This is a genomic window from Novosphingobium sp. Sphag1I (assembly GCF_056279125.1).
Window position 1 is genome coordinate 345102 of the sequence record NZ_JBWBQS010000002.1, and the last position, 15256, is coordinate 360357.

At 60.7% G+C, this 15256-nt stretch carries 11 protein-coding genes and 1 pseudogene; 8 read left to right on the forward strand and 4 right to left on the reverse strand.

Features of this window, described 5'->3' with window-relative positions; genetic code table 11:
* Positions 1-57: 57 nt before the first annotated feature.
* Genes ACZ9HU_RS03570 through glpK form a run of 6 tightly spaced genes read left to right on the forward strand, consistent with a single transcriptional unit; the run spans position 58 to position 9878 of the window.
* Positions 58-1956 (forward strand): glycoside hydrolase family 2 protein, encoded by a 1899-nt coding sequence (locus tag ACZ9HU_RS03570; RefSeq protein WP_476102379.1) that lies wholly within the window; start codon positions 58-60, stop codon positions 1954-1956.
* Entirely contained in the window at positions 1953-2852 is a 900-nt protein-coding gene (locus ACZ9HU_RS03575; RefSeq protein ID WP_476102381.1) for an alpha/beta hydrolase, read from the forward strand. Before ACZ9HU_RS03570 ends, ACZ9HU_RS03575 begins: the two co-directional genes overlap by 4 nt.
* A gap of 14 nt (positions 2853-2866) precedes the next feature.
* Positions 2867-5533 (forward strand): glycoside hydrolase family 2 TIM barrel-domain containing protein, encoded by a 2667-nt coding sequence (locus tag ACZ9HU_RS03580; protein ID WP_476102383.1) that lies wholly within the window; start codon positions 2867-2869, stop codon positions 5531-5533.
* Between the two features lie 31 nt (positions 5534-5564).
* On the forward strand, positions 5565-6812 hold the full coding sequence (locus tag ACZ9HU_RS03585; protein ID WP_476102385.1) for an MFS transporter: 1248 nt from the start codon (positions 5565-5567) through the stop codon (positions 6810-6812).
* 53 nt (positions 6813-6865) lie between these two features.
* The gene (glpD, locus tag ACZ9HU_RS03590) at positions 6866-8383 is read left to right on the forward strand and encodes a glycerol-3-phosphate dehydrogenase (RefSeq protein WP_476102387.1); all 1518 of its coding nucleotides are present in this window, start codon (positions 6866-6868) and stop codon (positions 8381-8383) included.
* 19 nt (positions 8384-8402) lie between these two features.
* The gene (glpK, locus tag ACZ9HU_RS03595) at positions 8403-9878 is read left to right on the forward strand and encodes a glycerol kinase GlpK (protein ID WP_476102389.1); all 1476 of its coding nucleotides are present in this window, start codon (positions 8403-8405) and stop codon (positions 9876-9878) included.
* Positions 9879-9885: 7 nt separating this feature from the next.
* On the opposite strand, the gene ACZ9HU_RS03600 is transcribed toward glpK, so the two are convergent.
* Positions 9886-10221: a hypothetical protein gene (locus ACZ9HU_RS03600; RefSeq protein WP_476102391.1), complete on the reverse strand. Its 336-nt coding sequence runs from the start codon at positions 10219-10221 to the stop codon at positions 9886-9888.
* Between ACZ9HU_RS03600 and ACZ9HU_RS03605 the strand changes: the two genes are divergently transcribed.
* A complete protein-coding gene (locus ACZ9HU_RS03605) occupies positions 10202-10924 on the forward strand; it encodes a DUF4198 domain-containing protein (protein ID WP_476102393.1) in 723 nt (240 codons plus the stop codon). The two genes, ACZ9HU_RS03600 and ACZ9HU_RS03605, sit on opposite strands and share 20 nt — an antisense overlap.
* Positions 10925-10950: 26 nt before the next feature.
* The gene (locus tag ACZ9HU_RS03610; protein ID WP_476102395.1) at positions 10951-11325 is read left to right on the forward strand and encodes a hypothetical protein; all 375 of its coding nucleotides are present in this window, start codon (positions 10951-10953) and stop codon (positions 11323-11325) included.
* Between the two features lie 28 nt (positions 11326-11353).
* Here the strand turns inward: ACZ9HU_RS03610 and ACZ9HU_RS03615 are convergent, their stop codons facing one another.
* From ACZ9HU_RS03615 to ACZ9HU_RS03625, 3 genes and pseudogenes are all read right to left on the reverse strand, one after another.
* Positions 11354-13771 carry a glycoside hydrolase family 31 protein gene (locus ACZ9HU_RS03615; RefSeq protein ID WP_476102398.1) on the reverse strand — a complete coding sequence of 806 codons (2418 nt, stop codon included), beginning with the start codon at positions 13769-13771 and terminating at the stop codon, positions 11354-11356.
* Between the two features lie 5 nt (positions 13772-13776).
* Positions 13777-15039 (reverse strand): MFS transporter, encoded by a 1263-nt coding sequence (locus tag ACZ9HU_RS03620; RefSeq protein ID WP_476102400.1) that lies wholly within the window; start codon positions 15037-15039, stop codon positions 13777-13779.
* Positions 15040-15085: 46 nt separating this feature from the next.
* Positions 15086-15256, reverse strand: a pseudogene (locus ACZ9HU_RS03625) (bifunctional D-altronate/D-mannonate dehydratase); the annotation flags it as partial.

Genomic DNA, 15256 nt, shown 5'->3' on the forward strand with positions numbered 1-15256 from the left:
TTCGCGCCTTTTCGACATTTGGGAATGTAAGCCCGGCATCACATCATTGGAGACATTATGCGCAAGGCCAAAGCACTCGGCATTTTCTCCGCAGCCCTGATCTTGGGCAGCTTTCCCGTTCTGGCCGATCAGGCGCCCGATGCGCTGCCGCTGGCCACGATTGCCAATGAACCGCTGCTGGTCTCCGCCGATATGCGTGAAGGCACCGAGCTTTCGGGCACATGGCATTATTCGATCGACCCCTATCGCGCGGGGATCGCCGGGTTTCACGGCGAAACACCCGATCGGGGTCAGCAGCGCTGGCTCGACATTGATGTGCGCAAAGAGATGGCGATGGACAATCGCACCATGTTCGAATTCGACATGGCGCATAGTCTGACCACCGCACTGCCCGGCTCATGGCTGGCGGCATCGCCTGAATTGCGCCACTATCAGGGCGTGGTTTGGTATCAGCGCCATTTCGATGCGCCCTCCAACCGCAAGGGGCGCTACTTCCTGCGTTTTGGCGCGGCCAATTATGCCACGACGGCTTATCTCAACGGCAAATCGCTGGGGCGGCATGAGGGTGGCTTTACACCCTTTGCCTTTGAAGTGACGCAAGCGCTGCGCGATGGTGATAATCAGATCACCTTTGCCGTCGATTCACAGGCAACGCCCACCACCGTTCCGCCCACCGTCACCGATTGGGAAAATTACGGCGGCGCCACGCGCGGCATTCGGTTGGTCCACACGCCTGCCACCTATGTCGACAATGCGATGGTCCGCCTGACCACGGATGGCAAGCTGGAGGCCGAAGCGCATCTCGATGGCGCAGAGGCCGCGGGGAAGATCATCAAGCTGCAGATCGCCGGCCTTAAACTGGACATTCCGGGCAAGACCGATGCGCAGGGCAATTGGAAGGCGACGATCCCCGCGCCGCGCTCGCTGGTGCGCTGGTCGCCGGAAAATCCCAAGCTTTATGATGTCACCCTGACGGCGGGCGAAGACGTTTGGCGCGACCAGATCGGTTTTCGCACGATTGAGCGCAAGGGCGCCGACATACTTTTGAACGGCAAGCCGATCTTCCTGCGCGGCATTTCGATGCATGAGGAAGAGATCAGTCCCAATCCCGCCCGTGTCATCACCCCCGAAAATGCCGCCGCCCTGCTGGGTGAAATCAAGAACGGGCTGCACGGCAATTATGTCCGCCTTTCGCATTACCCCCATTCGGAGGTGATGACCCGCATGGCCGACAAGCTGGGCCTGTTGGTGTGGAGCGAAGTGCCGGTTTACTGGATGGTGGCGTGGAGCAATCCCGGCACACTGGCCAGCGCCCGCAACATGTTGGCCGAAAACATCCTGCGCGACCGCAACCGCGCCTCGGTTGTGATCTGGAGCGTGGCGAATGAAACCCCGGTCAATGATGCGCGCAACGCTTTCCTGCGCACGCTGATCGGCGATGTGCGGCGCCTCGATCCCTCCCGTCTGGTCAGCGCCGCCTTGCTGGTCAAGCGTGAGGAAGGCAGTGGCGCGCCAACCATGACCATGGTGGACCCGCTGGCGGGCGATCTCGATATCGTCTCGATCAACACGTATAATGGCTGGTACACCGGGGATCGTCTTTCCGACCTGCCCGGCAGCTTGTGGAATGTACCCGCCGACAAGCCCTTGGTCTTTTCCGAATTCGGTGCGGATGCGAAATCGGGTTTCCACAGCCCGGACAAAATGCAGAAATTCTCCGAAGAGTTTCAGGCTGAATATTACCGCAAGACGCTGGCCATGGCGGACCGCGTGCCCACATTGCGCGGTTTGTCGCCTTGGATCCTCAAGGATTTCCGCTCGCCCCGTCGTCAGAACCCTGATTTCCAGATGGGCTGGAACCGCAAGGGCCTGATTTCGGAAACCGGTCAGCGCAAGATCGCCTTTGACGTTCTGGCCAATTACTACACCCTGAAATCAGGGGAGAAAACCAAGTGAAGCGTCTGCTGCTGGCCGCTGCATTATGGTCCAACGCGGCATTGGCCGCGCCGGGGGCGTGGGTTGATGGCGTGTTGCCGGTCAACAACCCGCCGGTCAGCAAGGCGATCGACCTGCCCATCACTCTGCCGCGCGATAATCCCGCGCATGAGGGATGGGCCCAGCAGACCCCCGATCAGCGGTTGGTTTACAATGTTGGCAAACCACAATTGCTGCTCTGGCCCGGCACGTTGCCTGCGGGCAAGGTGGCCCCGGCGGTCATTCTGGTTCCGGGCGGGGGTTTCCAATTCCTCGCGATGGACAATGAAGGCTTTGACGTGGCCAAGCGCCTCGACAAGCAGGGCGTGCGGGTGTTCATCCTGAAATACCGCACCTTGCCGGTGGGTGAGGGGTTTGCCGCGTTCAAAGAGGCGATTTCGGGCACGTTTCAAAGAGGGGTGAAGGTTACTTCGGACAACGTGCCCTATGCCGTGGCCGATACGCAGGCCGCGATCCGCATGGTCCGCGCCAAGGCGTCGGATTGGCATGTTGATGCGGCGAAAATCGGCATTCTGGGCTTTTCCGCCGGGGCGATGACTGTTCTGGCCACGACACAGGCTAATGCGCCCGATGCCCGCCCCGATTTTGTAGGCATGGTCTATGGCCCGACGCAGGGCGCCGATGTTCCGCCCCACGCCCCGCCGCTTTTTTCAGTGATCGCGGCCGATGATCGCTTTTTCAAGACGCAGGATCTCAGCCTCATCCACAACTGGCGCCGGTCGGGTGGATCGGTCGAGTTTCATCTCTACAGTGCGGGCGGTCACGGCTTTGCCTCGCAGCCCAATGGCACGACCAGCGATGCGTGGTTCGACCATTATGCGCTGTGGCTTAAAGACAATCATATCACTGGCAAGTAAGCGGAAAAAATCTGATGAACTATCGTCTACTCGCGCAATCTGCTGTTCTTGCCCTCGGCCTCTCGCTTGGCGCACTTGTCCATGCGCAAGAGGCGCGCAGCGTCCTTCCTCTGACGACGGATTGGCGTTTTACCGGCGATGAAATGCCTGCTGACGCGGCCAAATCAGACTTTGCCGATGGTGCTTGGCAATCCGTCTCGGTGCCCCATACCTGGAACCGGGTCGGCTATTACCATCACGATCTGGGCGGGACGAACAAGCCGTCCACCGTGGCCAAAAAGATGGGCGTGGGTTGGTATCGCCAGCATTTTACAGCGCCGGCCAATCTGGCGGGGCGCAAGACGTGGATCGAATTTGATGCGGCAAGCCGGGTCGCGCAGGTCTGGCTGAACGGCGTCCTGCTGGGCGAACATCGCGGCGGGTTCAGCCGTTTCCGCCTTGACGCCACCGCCGCGTTAAAGCCGGGGCAGGTCAATGTTCTGGCCGTGCGGGTCGATAATTCGCAACCGGCGGCTGGATCGTCGACATCCGATGTTCTGCCGCTGTTTGGCGATTTCTTTGTCCATGGCGGGCTGTATCGTCCGGTCCGGTTGGTTTCGACCGCGCCTTTGCATGTCGACATGAATGATTTTGGCGGGCCGGGCCTCTATGCCGCGACAACCGCCGTGGACGGATCGGACGCCAAGATCCATGCGCGCGTCCGATTGACCAATGACACGGCCAAACCGGCCAATGTTTCGGCGCGCCTTTCGTTGATCGACCGCGATGGCAAAGTGGCGGCGCAGACCATCGTCAAGCAGGCTCTGGCCGCCAAAACGACGGGTGAGGGCGCAGGTGATCTGACCGTTGCAGGGGCGCATCTTTGGCAAGGGACCATTGACCCCTACCTCTACACTTTGCGCGCCGAGGTTATGGGCGCGGACGGCAAGGTCACCGACAGTGTTGACCAAAACTTTGGCATCCGCACGATGCGGTTTGACCCGGACAAGGGGTTCTTTCTCAACGGCAAACCCTATGTCCTGCGCGGCGTCGGCTATCATCAGGACCGCGATGGCAAGGGCTGGGCGATCAGCGAAGAGGACGTTGCCGAAGACGTTGCCACCATGCGCGAAATGGGCGTCAATTCGATCCGCCTGACCCATTATCAGCATGGTCCGGTGATCCACGATCTGGCCGACCGGAACGGTTTGGTTGTGTGGGATGAAGTGCCGCTGGTTTCGGCATGGACCGTGGGCGGTAAGCTGGAGCCGGAAGCGGCACTGTTGGCCAATGCCCATCAGCAATTGAGCGAATTGATCCGCCAGAATTACAACCACCCGGCCACGGCGATCTGGAGCATCGCCAACGAGGTCGATTTCGGCAATTCCATGCCCGCCTTTATCGTCGGCGGCAGCGGCGGCAAGACGCCCGATCCGATGCCTGTGTTGGCGCAATTGCAAAAACAGGCCAAGGATGAAGATCCCTCGCGCCCAACCGCTTTGGCCACCTGTTGCGAAGGGCGGTTGTTCAGTGCGAATGTGGCCATTCCCGAAGTCGCGCCTGCGGCGGATCTTGGCGGGGCGAACCGCTATTTCGGCTGGTATTTTGGAAAGGCGGGCGACCTTGGCCCGATGCTCGATCAATTGCATGCCAAACGCCCGCAACAGCCTCTGTCGGTGACCGAATATGGCGCGGGTGGCGCGTTGACGATCCACACGGACAATGTGCTGGGTGGCGCGCCGGATTCGCGCGGGGCGGCCCAGCCCGAAGAATATGAATCCTATATCCACGAAACTGCCCTGGCCCAGATTGCCGCGCGGCCCTATCTCTATGCCTCGTGGCTGTGGAATTCCTTTGATTTTGCCACCACCGTCCGCACCGAGGGCGATGCACAGGATATCAACACCAAGGGGCTGGTGGCCTATGACCACAAGACCCGCAAGGATGCCTGGTATTTCTATAAGGCGAATTGGAGTGACGCGGCCACGGTGCGCATCACCGGGCGCCGCTATGTCAATCGTGCCTATGGCGTGACCGATATCAAGGTTTACAGCAATGCCGACAGCACGGAACTGCTGCTCAATGGCCGCTCGCTGGGGCGCAAGGATCATTGTGCGCAGATGATTTGCGTCTGGTCCGCGGTGGCGCTGGACGAGGGTGAGAACAAGTTGGTGGCGCGGGGCATGCGCCATGGTGAGGCGGCAGAGGATCAGGTGAACTGGACGCTGTCCCCGGAAAAGCGCAAGTCGATCGTGATCGACTCGGGCGCGCTGGTCGCGGCCAAAAGCGCGACCCGCCTGCTGGGTTCGGACAATTGGTTCGACGGGGGTGATGTCGCCAGTCTGGATAAGCCGGCTGATTATGGCCGTCCGCCTCAGCGCGCCAAGATCGACGGCACGCAGGAACGCGACGCCATCGCCACCTATCGTCAGGGCAGCTTTGCCTATCATATCCCTGCGCCCGCTGGTCGTTATAAACTGACGCTGTGGTTCCCGGCCTCCGTTGGGCAAGCCAAGGGCAGCTTTGACATTCGTGCCAATGGCAAGGACCTGTTGCGTCAGTTTGAACCCGTCGCACCTGTGGGGGATGCAGTGGCCGTCGCCCGGACATTCGACATTCAATCCAAGGGGCAGATCGATCTGGAATTCAAGGCGGGCAGCGCGCCCGCTCGTGTGTCGATGATCGAAATCGACGCCAAGTAAGTGAAGTTATTCAATTCAAGGGTCCACCTTAATGGCTGGTAAAATCAAATCTTTGCGGTGGTGGATCATTGGTCTCGTCACAATGGGCACGGTGCTCAACTATCTGGCCCGTTCGACGCTGTCGGTGGCGGCGCCCACGCTCAAGGCGGAATTGGGCATCACGACCCAGCAATATAGCTGGATCGTGATCGCCTTTCAGGCCAGCTATACCGTGATGCAGACGGTGGCGGGCGCGGTGCTGGACGCGCTGGGCACGCGGTTGGGTTTCATGATCTTTGCGGTGGGTTGGGCCATTGCCAATGCGCTGCACGCGCTGGCCGGGGGCTGGGCAGGTCTTGCTTTCTTCCGCGCCTTGCTGGGCGCGAATGAGGCGGCGGCCATTCCTGCCGGGGCCAAGGTCGTGTCCGAATGGTTCCCCGCGCGCGAACGTTCGCTGGCCACCAGCGGTTTTCAGATGGGAACCAGCATCGGCAACATGATCGCGCCGCCGCTGGTGGCCTTTTGCATCCTGTGGTGGGGGTGGCGTTCGGCCTTTGTCGTGTCGGGCGCGCTCAGTCTGGTCTGGTCGCTGGCGTGGTGGGCGTTTTATCGACGCCCCGATGAACATGCCCGGCTTTCGGATGAAGAACGGGCGATGATCCGTGAAGGGCAGGCCGACAAGGACGAAAGCGGTCCGCCCCCCGGGCGTTTGGCCCTGATGAAGGAACGATCGTTCTGGGCCATTGCCGTGCCGCGTTTCTTTGCCGAACCGGCGTGGCAGACGTTCAACTTCTTCATCCCGCTCTATCTGGTCAGTCAATGGCATCTGGACCTTAAGGCCGTGGCGCTATGGGCATGGTTGCCGTTTCTGGCGGCGGATTTTGGCTCACTGGCGGCGGGTGTGTTGCCGGGCTGGCTGATCCGGCGCGGTGCGGGCGTTGTTGCCTCGCGCAAGATCACGATGACCTGCGGGGCTCTATTGATGGCGGGGCCTGCCTGTATTGGGCTGGCGCCCGATCCCATGTGGGCGATCGCCTTTTTCTGCATTGGCGGTTTTGCCCATCAGATGCTCAATGGCGCGTTGATCACGCTTTGCTCTGATATGTTCCCCAGCAGCCGGGTCGGCACCGTCAGCGGTCTGACCGGATCGGCGGCGTGGATCGGGGGCATTCTGTTCACCTTCCTGATCGGGCAAAGCGCGGATTCCTTTGGCTACAATCCTTTGTTTGTCAGCCTTTGCGTTCTGGATCTGGTGGGTTGCGCGGTGTTGTGGACCTTGGTTCGCGGCGTAAAAGGCTGATATATTTTAACTAGGCAGGTCAGTTGTCGGACTGACAGGATCAGGATGTAACCATGAGTGATGCCCATATCTTTGCCGACGAATATGATCTGCTGATCATCGGCGGGGGGATCAACGGCACCGGCATCGCGCGTGATGCGGCGGGGCGGGGCCTCAAAGTCCTGTTGGTTGAGCGCGATGATCTGGCCGCGCACACATCTTCGGCCAGCACGAAACTGATCCATGGCGGCCTGCGCTATCTGGAATATTACGAATTCCGTCTGGTGCGCGAAGCTTTGCAGGAGCGGGAACGGCTGATCCATATTGCGCCGCATATCAGTTGGCCTTTGCGTTTCGTTTTGCCCCAACCCAAGGGCGGGCGGCCCGGATGGATGATCCGTATCGGCCTGTGGCTCTATGACCATATCGGCGGCAAGCAGAGCCTGCCCTCCTCGCATGGGGTGGACCTGCGCGATCGGCGGTGGGGCGAAGGGTTAAAGCCGGGGCTGGCCAAGGGCTTTGTCTATTCGGATGCCTGGGTGGATGATGCGCGCCTGGTGGTGTTGAACGCCATCGATGCGGCCGAACGCGGCGCCGACATCCGCACCGGCGTTGCCGCCACCGGGGCCAGGGTGGAGGGTGATTGCTGGCTGGTCGATCTGGCGACGAGCGATGATGCCGCGCCCAAAGCGCAGGTCCGCGCCCGTGCGGTGGTGAATGCGGCGGGGCCTTGGGTGGGCGAAATGCTGGGCGCCATACCCGACGCGCAGGCCCATGGCGGCATACGTCTGGTCAAGGGCAGCCATATTATCGTGCCCAAGGTCTATCCGGGTGATCATGCCTTCATCCTGCAAAAACAGGATGGCCGGATTGTCTTTACCATCCCCTATCAGGGGGCCTTCACGCTGGTCGGCACGACCGACATTCTGGTTGGCGCGGACGAGCGTGACGCGCCCAAGATCAGCGGTGAAGAGGTCGATTACCTTTGCCAGACGGTCAATGACTATTTCACCGCGCAGGTTGGGCCGGACGATGTCGTTTCGACCTATTCGGGCGTGCGTCCGCTTTATGATGATGGCGGGGCCGATGCCAAGGCGATCACCCGCGACTATGTCCTGAAACTGGGACGGGAAAGTGGGCCGCAGGTGCTGTCCATCTTTGGCGGCAAATTGACCACCTATCGCCGTTTGGCCGAACATGCGCTTGAAATGCTCACGCCGTTTCTGCCGCCGATGCGTGGTGGGTGGACGGGGGCGACTCCGCTGCCGGGAGGTGATCTGCCGGGCGATTTCGCGTCGTTTTTGGCCGATGTGGGCCGTCGCTGGCCTTTCCTGCCTGCGGAAGTGGCGGGGCGTATGGCCCATGCCTATGGTACGCGCATCACGCGCATTTTGGGGGATGCCGCGTCGCTTGCCGATCTGGGGCAGGATTTCGGGCAGGGCTTTTATGAGGCCGAATTGCGCTATCTGATGGACCATGAATGGGCCAGAACCAGCCGGGACGTTCTGTGGCGGCGCAGTAAGCTGGGCCTGACCGCGCCGCCGGAAATGGCCGCCCGGATTGATCAATGGCTTGAAAAGAATAACCGGTAAAGCGGGCAAGAGGATGACAATGAGCGGCTATATTCTCAGCATCGATCAGGGCACGACCTCGACCCGCAGCCTGATCTTTGACGCCAACCGCCATGTTGTGGCCAGCGCGCAGCAGGAATTTGCCCAGCATTATCCCGCCGACGGCTGGGTCGAACATGATGCCGAAGATATCTGGCGCGACACTTTGGCAACGGCCAAGGGAGCCTTGGCCAAGGCGGGGTTGGGGGCGCGGGAAATTGCGGCCATCGGCATCACCAACCAGCGCGAAACGGTGGTCCTGTGGGATCGTGCCACCGGCACCCCGCTGCACCGCGCCATCGTGTGGCAGGATCGGCGGACCGCGCAAATCTGCGCGCAACTGCACGAAGCGGGGCATGAAGCGCTGGTGCAGGAGCGCACCGGCTTGCTGCTTGACCCCTATTTTTCGGCGACGAAACTGGCGTGGTTGCTGGATAATATTCCCGGTGCGCGTGACAGGGCCGAAAGAGGGGAACTGGCCTTTGGCACGATCGACACATTCCTGCTTTGGCGTTTGACCGAGGGGCGCGAGCATAAGACCGATGTCACCAATGCTTCGCGCACCTTGCTGTTCGATATTCAGCAGCAGCGCTGGTGCCCGGATCTGTTGGCATTGTTCCGCATCCCCGCCTCGCTCTTGCCGCAGGTTTGCGACAGCGCGGATGATTTTGGTTCGACCCAATTGCTGGGCGGCGACATTCCCATTCGCGGCATCGCGGGGGATCAGCAGGCCGCGCTGGTCGGGCAATCCTGCCTTGCGCCCGGTCAGGCCAAGATTACCTATGGCACCGGCGGCTTTATGCTGATGAACACGGGCGCGACGCTGACCCGCTCGCGCAGTCGGTTGCTGACCACGATTGCCTATCGCATGGATGGCGTCACCCATTACGCGATGGAAGGCTCGCTCTTTGTCGCGGGCGCGGCGATCAAATGGTTGCGCGATGGTTTGGGCATCATTGTCGAGGCGCGTCAGACACAGGACATGGCCGCACGCCTGCCGGACAATGGCGGGGTTTATATGGTGCCGGCCTTTGTCGGCCTTGGGGCGCCGCATTGGTGTACGGATGCGCGGGGTATGCTGACGGGCCTGACCTTTGACAGCGGGGCGGCGCATATTGCGCGTGCGGCGCTGGAATCGGTCGCGTTTCAAACCGCCGATCTGGTTTCCGCGATGCAGGGGGACGGTGCGGGCGCTCTGGCCGCCCTGCGGGTCGATGGAGGTATGGCGGCCAATGACTGGTTCTGTCAGTTCCTGGCCGATATTCTGGACATTGTGGTCGAGCGTCCCGGCAATCTGGAGACGACGGCGCTGGGCGCGGCGATGTTGGCGGCCCATGCCATTGGCGCTTGGCCGAATGCGTTGAACGGCGAGGCGACGGGTGAAGTCACCCGTTTCCATTCGCAAATGACCCCCGCAGCGCGCGCCCGGCTTCAGTCTGAATGGCAGGCCGCTATCCGTCGCGCGACGGCGCGCTGACAAAGGATTAGGTTGTCCCGCGCGCAAGCGATGGACAAATGTGGTAGGCCGACTGGGCGCACCATTCTGTTGGCTGTTGAACAGCCAGCTTTCCACTTTTTGTGGATGTTAATCCTCGTGCGTTGAGCAGCAGCCAGTTATGCCGCGCAGGTGACGAAATTGCGCCCGGCATTCCGCGCCGGGACCAAATTCGGCATCGAAGCGGCAAATCTGGACATAAGCTTAAAAGATCAAAGGGCAAGGTCAGGCCTGCGATCTGTCGCACCATCGGGGAGTCTTTGAAGATGATGACCGCAACAAACAAGCGCTTGCGCAAAATGTCCATGGCTTTGGGATTGGCCATTTCTCTGGGAGCATTAGCTCCATCCGCAGATGCGCATGGTATCTGGTTCGCGCAAAGGGCGCGTCAACTTGCATTGGTCTATGGCGTGGGCGCTGATGATCTTGATGCGGTTAAGCGTCTGCCTTTGGTAAAGGAAACCAAGGGGTTTGATGCGCAAGGGCTGCCGGTCAAGGTGACTTTGCGCGCGGCGGGTGTCATCCCGGTGGTGGACAGCGACGAACCGGTTTCGATCGTGGCGGCCGCGATGGATTATGGTCTGTGGACCAAGACGCCCGATGGCGAATGGCACAACAAGGGCCGCGATGAAGTGCCCACGGCCACGCTCGCCGAACATAACTGGAAATATGCGGTCCATTTGACGCAAATGCCGACAAAGCCGGTGCCTTTGATCGAAGGCCACACGTTGCAGCTTGTGCCCGCAACGACGACAATCCCGCAAAAGATGGGCGAACCTTTCACCGTGCGCGCCATGTATAAGGGCAAGCCCATGGCGGGCGTCATTATCATGTCCGATTACGTCAATGATCCCGATGAAGCGGGCGTCAAGACCAGCGCCGATGGCACCGCTACGATCAAGCTGCGCAATCAGGGGCTGAACGTGATCATGGCCATCTATGTCGGGCCCGCCGACGATTCAAAAAAGGCCGATCACAGCGAATATCGCTCATCGCTCTCCTTTGTCCTGCCCCACGCGCCGGAATGATCGGCATCCCGTCAGGAGTTTGCATCATGATGAAGAAATTACTTGGCCTTGGCGCGATGGCTTTGGCCCTGATGCCCGGTTTGGCCAACGCGCATGGCAGCATGAAGCCGCTGTATGGCGGGTTGGTTCAGATGACCGGCGAAACCGTGATCGAACTGGTTTCCACGGACAAGGGCGTCGATGTCTATTTGACCGAGGAAGATGAACCACTGGTCGCGGCCAATTACACCGCCAAGCTGACCCAGACCGTCGGCGTTGCCAAGACCGAGGCCATATTGGTCCCCGTGGGTGTCAACAAGTTAAGCGCAGCCGGTTTCAAACCCGTCAAGGGAGCTAAACTGGTTGTCGCACTGGTTGACAAATCGGGGGCCAAGATCTTCGCAAGCTTTCAGGCGAACTGAGGCCCGACCGCTTTTCTGGTGCCTTGCGTCACATCTCGATATCTATGACTTTGCGCATAACGCCCAGAACCATCGCGTTCTGGGCCGACACCACACCGCCATTGACAATTGTCTGGCGGGTTTCGGCCAAGGGAAGGACAAGGCGCAGCCTTTCGGCGGGGGCCGGGGTTGTGCCGGTCCACACGGCCACAATAGTGACCGTGTCAGACGCGGTTTTCACCCAAACGTTCCAGAGCGGCGGATGGTCCAGGTCGGGCCAGCTATTGCCGCTTTCGTCAAACCCGCTCCAGGTGAATTGCCCTTCGCCCTTGGGGGGATAGAGCAAGGCTGCGGGTTGGGGTTTGGCCTGAACAAACCCGGCGGGCGCCAGATCCAGGAACAGGCCGGACCCTTCGCGCGCCAGCATCGGCGGAAGGCCGGAAAGCGGGGCGTAGAGCACCACATCCTGTCCGCCCACATAGGCGCGGTCGTCACGGATATCATACCAATTGGCGCCGTTGGGCAGATAGGCCGCGACCTTTTCGACACCTTTATCCATCGCGGGTGCCACCAAAAGATCGGGGCCTAGCAAATGGGTGTCGCTATCCTCCCACGCGCGCGGATCTTGTGAGAAGTCCAGCCAGAGAGGGCGGCTGACCGGTTCATATTCGGCATGATGGCGCCACAGCAGGTCGTGCAGCATGGGTTGCAGCGCGCGGCGCATTTGCATCATGCCGACAATGGCATGCGTCGCTTCGGGATACATCCATGGTTCGTTGACGGTGCGATCGGTGTTCCAGCTGTGGATCGAAAAGCGCGGCATCACGATCCCGGCCTGAACCCAGCGCAAGAAGAGTTCAGGTTCCGGTGCCGGGCCCGCAAATCCGCCAATGTCATGCCCGAAATTGGACACACCTGACAGCGCAATGCCCAGTGCCATTTTCTGATTATAGCGGATTGTGTGCCATGCGGTGAAATTGTCGCCCGACCAGCTTTGCGCATAGCGCTGCATCCCCGCCATACCGCTGCGCGTCACGACATAGGGGCGTTCGTCGGGGCGATAGGCGATTTGTGCGGCGCGGCTTGCCCGCATCATCAACAGCGTTTGCACCGGGCGTTCGGCGGCGGCGGGCCGGGGCGCGCCAAAGCCGGAAATCCGGGCGCGCTTGTCCCAGATTTCGTACTCATTGTTGTCATTCCATGTCGAATGGATGCCATATTCCAGCAATTGCTGCGTCACCTGTCCGCGCCACCATGCCGCCGCATCCGGGTTGGTGAAATCGACATAGGCGCCGACCTCGTCCCAGAATTGGCAGACAATCGGGTCGCCATCGGCGTCCGACACGAACCATCCCTTTTCCGCCAATTCGGCATAGAGCGGATGGGTGACCAGCAGTGCGGGCTTGATATTGGGGACCAGTTCCACCCCGGCATCGGCATAGGATTGCACAAAGCCGCGAACATCGGGGAACTTTTCAAGATTCCAATGAAAAACGTAACGCTTGTCGCCGATCGAGGTATAGCCTGAGGACAGGTGAAAGCTCTCACACGGAATGTCGTGACGCTCCAGTCCCTCGATGAATTCGCCCATCCTCTCCTGCGCATTTGGCGCATCGGTATAGGTCATGGTCGATCCGGAATAGCCCACCGCCCAGCGCGGCTGAAACGCGGGCCGCCCGGTCAGCCATGTGTAGCGGCGGGTGACTTCACGCGCATCCGGCCCGGCGATCATGTAATAGTCAAGGTCGCCGCTCTCGGCCCGCATATAACGGTAATGCGGGTGATAATTGTCATGCTCATGGCCGAAATCAAAAGTGGGGTCGGCGGTGGTGTCGTAAAACACGCCATGCGCCGCGCCCTCCGCGTTGACCACGAGGACATAGGGGATGGATTTATACAGCGGGTCATTCGCCCCGGCATCATAGCCCATCGGGTCCAGATTGGTCAGGCGGAAACGGCGCCCTGCGCGGTCCATCGCCCCCGCTTTTTCGCCCAGCGCATAATAGCGTTCGCCCGATTGGCGCGTGACATAATGATAGGCGGCATCGTCCCACCATCCGAAATTATAGGCTTGCGTCGGGCGGTCCTGCGCCGTCAATTGCCATGTGCCACCGACCATTTGATGCCATGTGCAAAAGAATCCATCGCGCGCGATCGCCACGCGAAGGCGGGCGGTGGCGATGCTGATTTGGGTTTCTGTTTCATCGATGCTGAAATCGGGCGCGGCAAATCCTTCGACGCTCATCCGGTCGCGGCCCGGTTCGTCAATGTCGCTTTGCCCCGGCGCGACGGCCCAGCTCGGTGCGGAGGTAACTTTCCCCTGCGTCAGCAACAGGACGCGGAAAATGTCTTCTTCGGCGATAAAGATATGCGCGACCGCGCCTGTATCGGCGGTCAAGGTGACGCGCGGCCCATCCCGCTGGGTCAACGAGAAACGCGGCGGGTGGGCAAGGCTGGGTTTACGCATGCGGATCAGGCCTTTGCTAAAATGAGGTGGCGGCGCATGGCAAACAGCCAAACCGCGCCAATCAGATCGAATGCGCCAAGGCAGGCGAACAGCGGGGCATAGCCGATTTTGTCGGCCAATTGCCCAATGGCGAGTGAGAAGAGCAGCCCGCCCGTCCAGCCCGCCATGCCGACCAGCCCGTTGGCCTTGGCAATATCGCCCTTGGGAAAGACATCGGCGGATAGCGTGTTGATCAGCACCGAGATGATCTGATGCGCAAATCCGCCAAGCGAAAGCAGCGCAATGGCGGCATAAGGGCTGAGCACGAGGCCCACGCAGCCCGGCGCGATCATCAGGACGGCGGCCAGCGAAATGCCCGCGATGCGCGATCCTTCAAGGGACAGCCCTCGCCAGCGTTGCAGGAAAGGCGCCAGATAGCCGCCCAGAATGCCGCCCGCATCGGCCGCCAGAAACGGCACCCATGCGAATAGGGCGATCTGGGTGATGTCCATCCCGCGCTCTTTGGCCAGATAGAGCGGGATCCAGAAGGAGAAAGTCTGCCATGCCGGTTCGGCCAGAAAACGAGGTACGGCAATGGCCCAGAAACGCTTGGTTTTGGCGATGGCGCGCAAGGTGGTGGCGCCAAGTGCGACAGTGGGGGCTTCGACCGGGCGCTGGCCCTCGCGGATTTCGGCCAGTTCCTGGGGCGTGACATAGGAGGCGTCACCGGGCGAGCGATAGAATTTATACCATGCCGCAGCGAACAAGACGCCCAATGCCCCGGTCACGATAAAGGCCGCCTGCCAGCCATAAATCTTGGCCACCAGCGCGGCCAGCACTGGTGCGATGACTGCGCCAAGCGACGTTCCGGCGTTGAACCAGCCCACCGCCACCGAACGTTCGCGATCAGGGAACCATTCGCCGATAGTCTTCATGCCCGCCGGGATGGCGGCGGCCTCGGCCATGCCCAACAGGCCGCGAAAGGCCGCCAGAGACATCCAGCCCCGCGCCGCGCCATGGGCCATATTGGCAAGGCTCCACGCCAGTGCAAAAATGGCAAAGCCTGCGGTCAGACCAATCTTGTCGATCAGCATCCCGCCGATCGGCTGCATCAGTGTGTAGGCGAGCTGAAATGCGCCGACGATATAGGAATATTGTTCGGTCGTGATGGCCAGATCGGCCTTGAGCTGGGGCGCCAGGACGCCCAGCGAATTGCGCGCGATATAGTTGATGATGGTGCCCACCATCACCAGCAACAGAATGCGCAATCTTGCTGAGCGCCAAGTCATTTCCTATCCCATCCCTTTGTTTATTATGGTTTGTGTGGTTTGGCCTTTACCAATTCCACATGGTTCCATCTTCCAACCTTGCGACGGGGAGGTATGCGGGCTTGTAGGGATACTTGGCGGCCAGCGCCTCGTCGATGTCGACGCCGTGGCCGGGTGTGTCGCCGACATAGAGCATGCCCGCCTCGAACGTGTAATCGTGGGGGAAAACCTCGTCGGT

What these genes read in the sequence shown, in the direction of transcription:
- ACZ9HU_RS03570 (WP_476102379.1), top strand. Translation starts at nt 58, where the DNA reads ATGCGCAAGGCCAAAGCACTCGGCATTTTCTCCGCAGCCCTGATCTTG.
- ACZ9HU_RS03580 (WP_476102383.1), top strand. Translation starts at nt 2,867, where the DNA reads ATGAACTATCGTCTACTCGCGCAATCTGCTGTTCTTGCCCTCGGCCTC.
- ACZ9HU_RS03585 (WP_476102385.1), top strand. Translation starts at nt 5,565, where the DNA reads ATGGCTGGTAAAATCAAATCTTTGCGGTGGTGGATCATTGGTCTCGTC.
- glpD (WP_476102387.1), top strand. Translation starts at nt 6,866, where the DNA reads ATGAGTGATGCCCATATCTTTGCCGACGAATATGATCTGCTGATCATC.
- glpK (WP_476102389.1), top strand. Translation starts at nt 8,403, where the DNA reads ATGAGCGGCTATATTCTCAGCATCGATCAGGGCACGACCTCGACCCGC.
- ACZ9HU_RS03605 (WP_476102393.1), top strand. Translation starts at nt 10,202, where the DNA reads ATGGCTTTGGGATTGGCCATTTCTCTGGGAGCATTAGCTCCATCCGCA.
- ACZ9HU_RS03600 (WP_476102391.1), bottom strand. Translation starts at nt 10,221, where the DNA reads ATGGCCAATCCCAAAGCCATGGACATTTTGCGCAAGCGCTTGTTTGTT.
- ACZ9HU_RS03610 (WP_476102395.1), top strand. Translation starts at nt 10,951, where the DNA reads ATGATGAAGAAATTACTTGGCCTTGGCGCGATGGCTTTGGCCCTGATG.
- ACZ9HU_RS03615 (WP_476102398.1), bottom strand. Translation starts at nt 13,771, where the DNA reads ATGCGTAAACCCAGCCTTGCCCACCCGCCGCGTTTCTCGTTGACCCAG.
- ACZ9HU_RS03620 (WP_476102400.1), bottom strand. Translation starts at nt 15,039, where the DNA reads ATGACTTGGCGCTCAGCAAGATTGCGCATTCTGTTGCTGGTGATGGTG.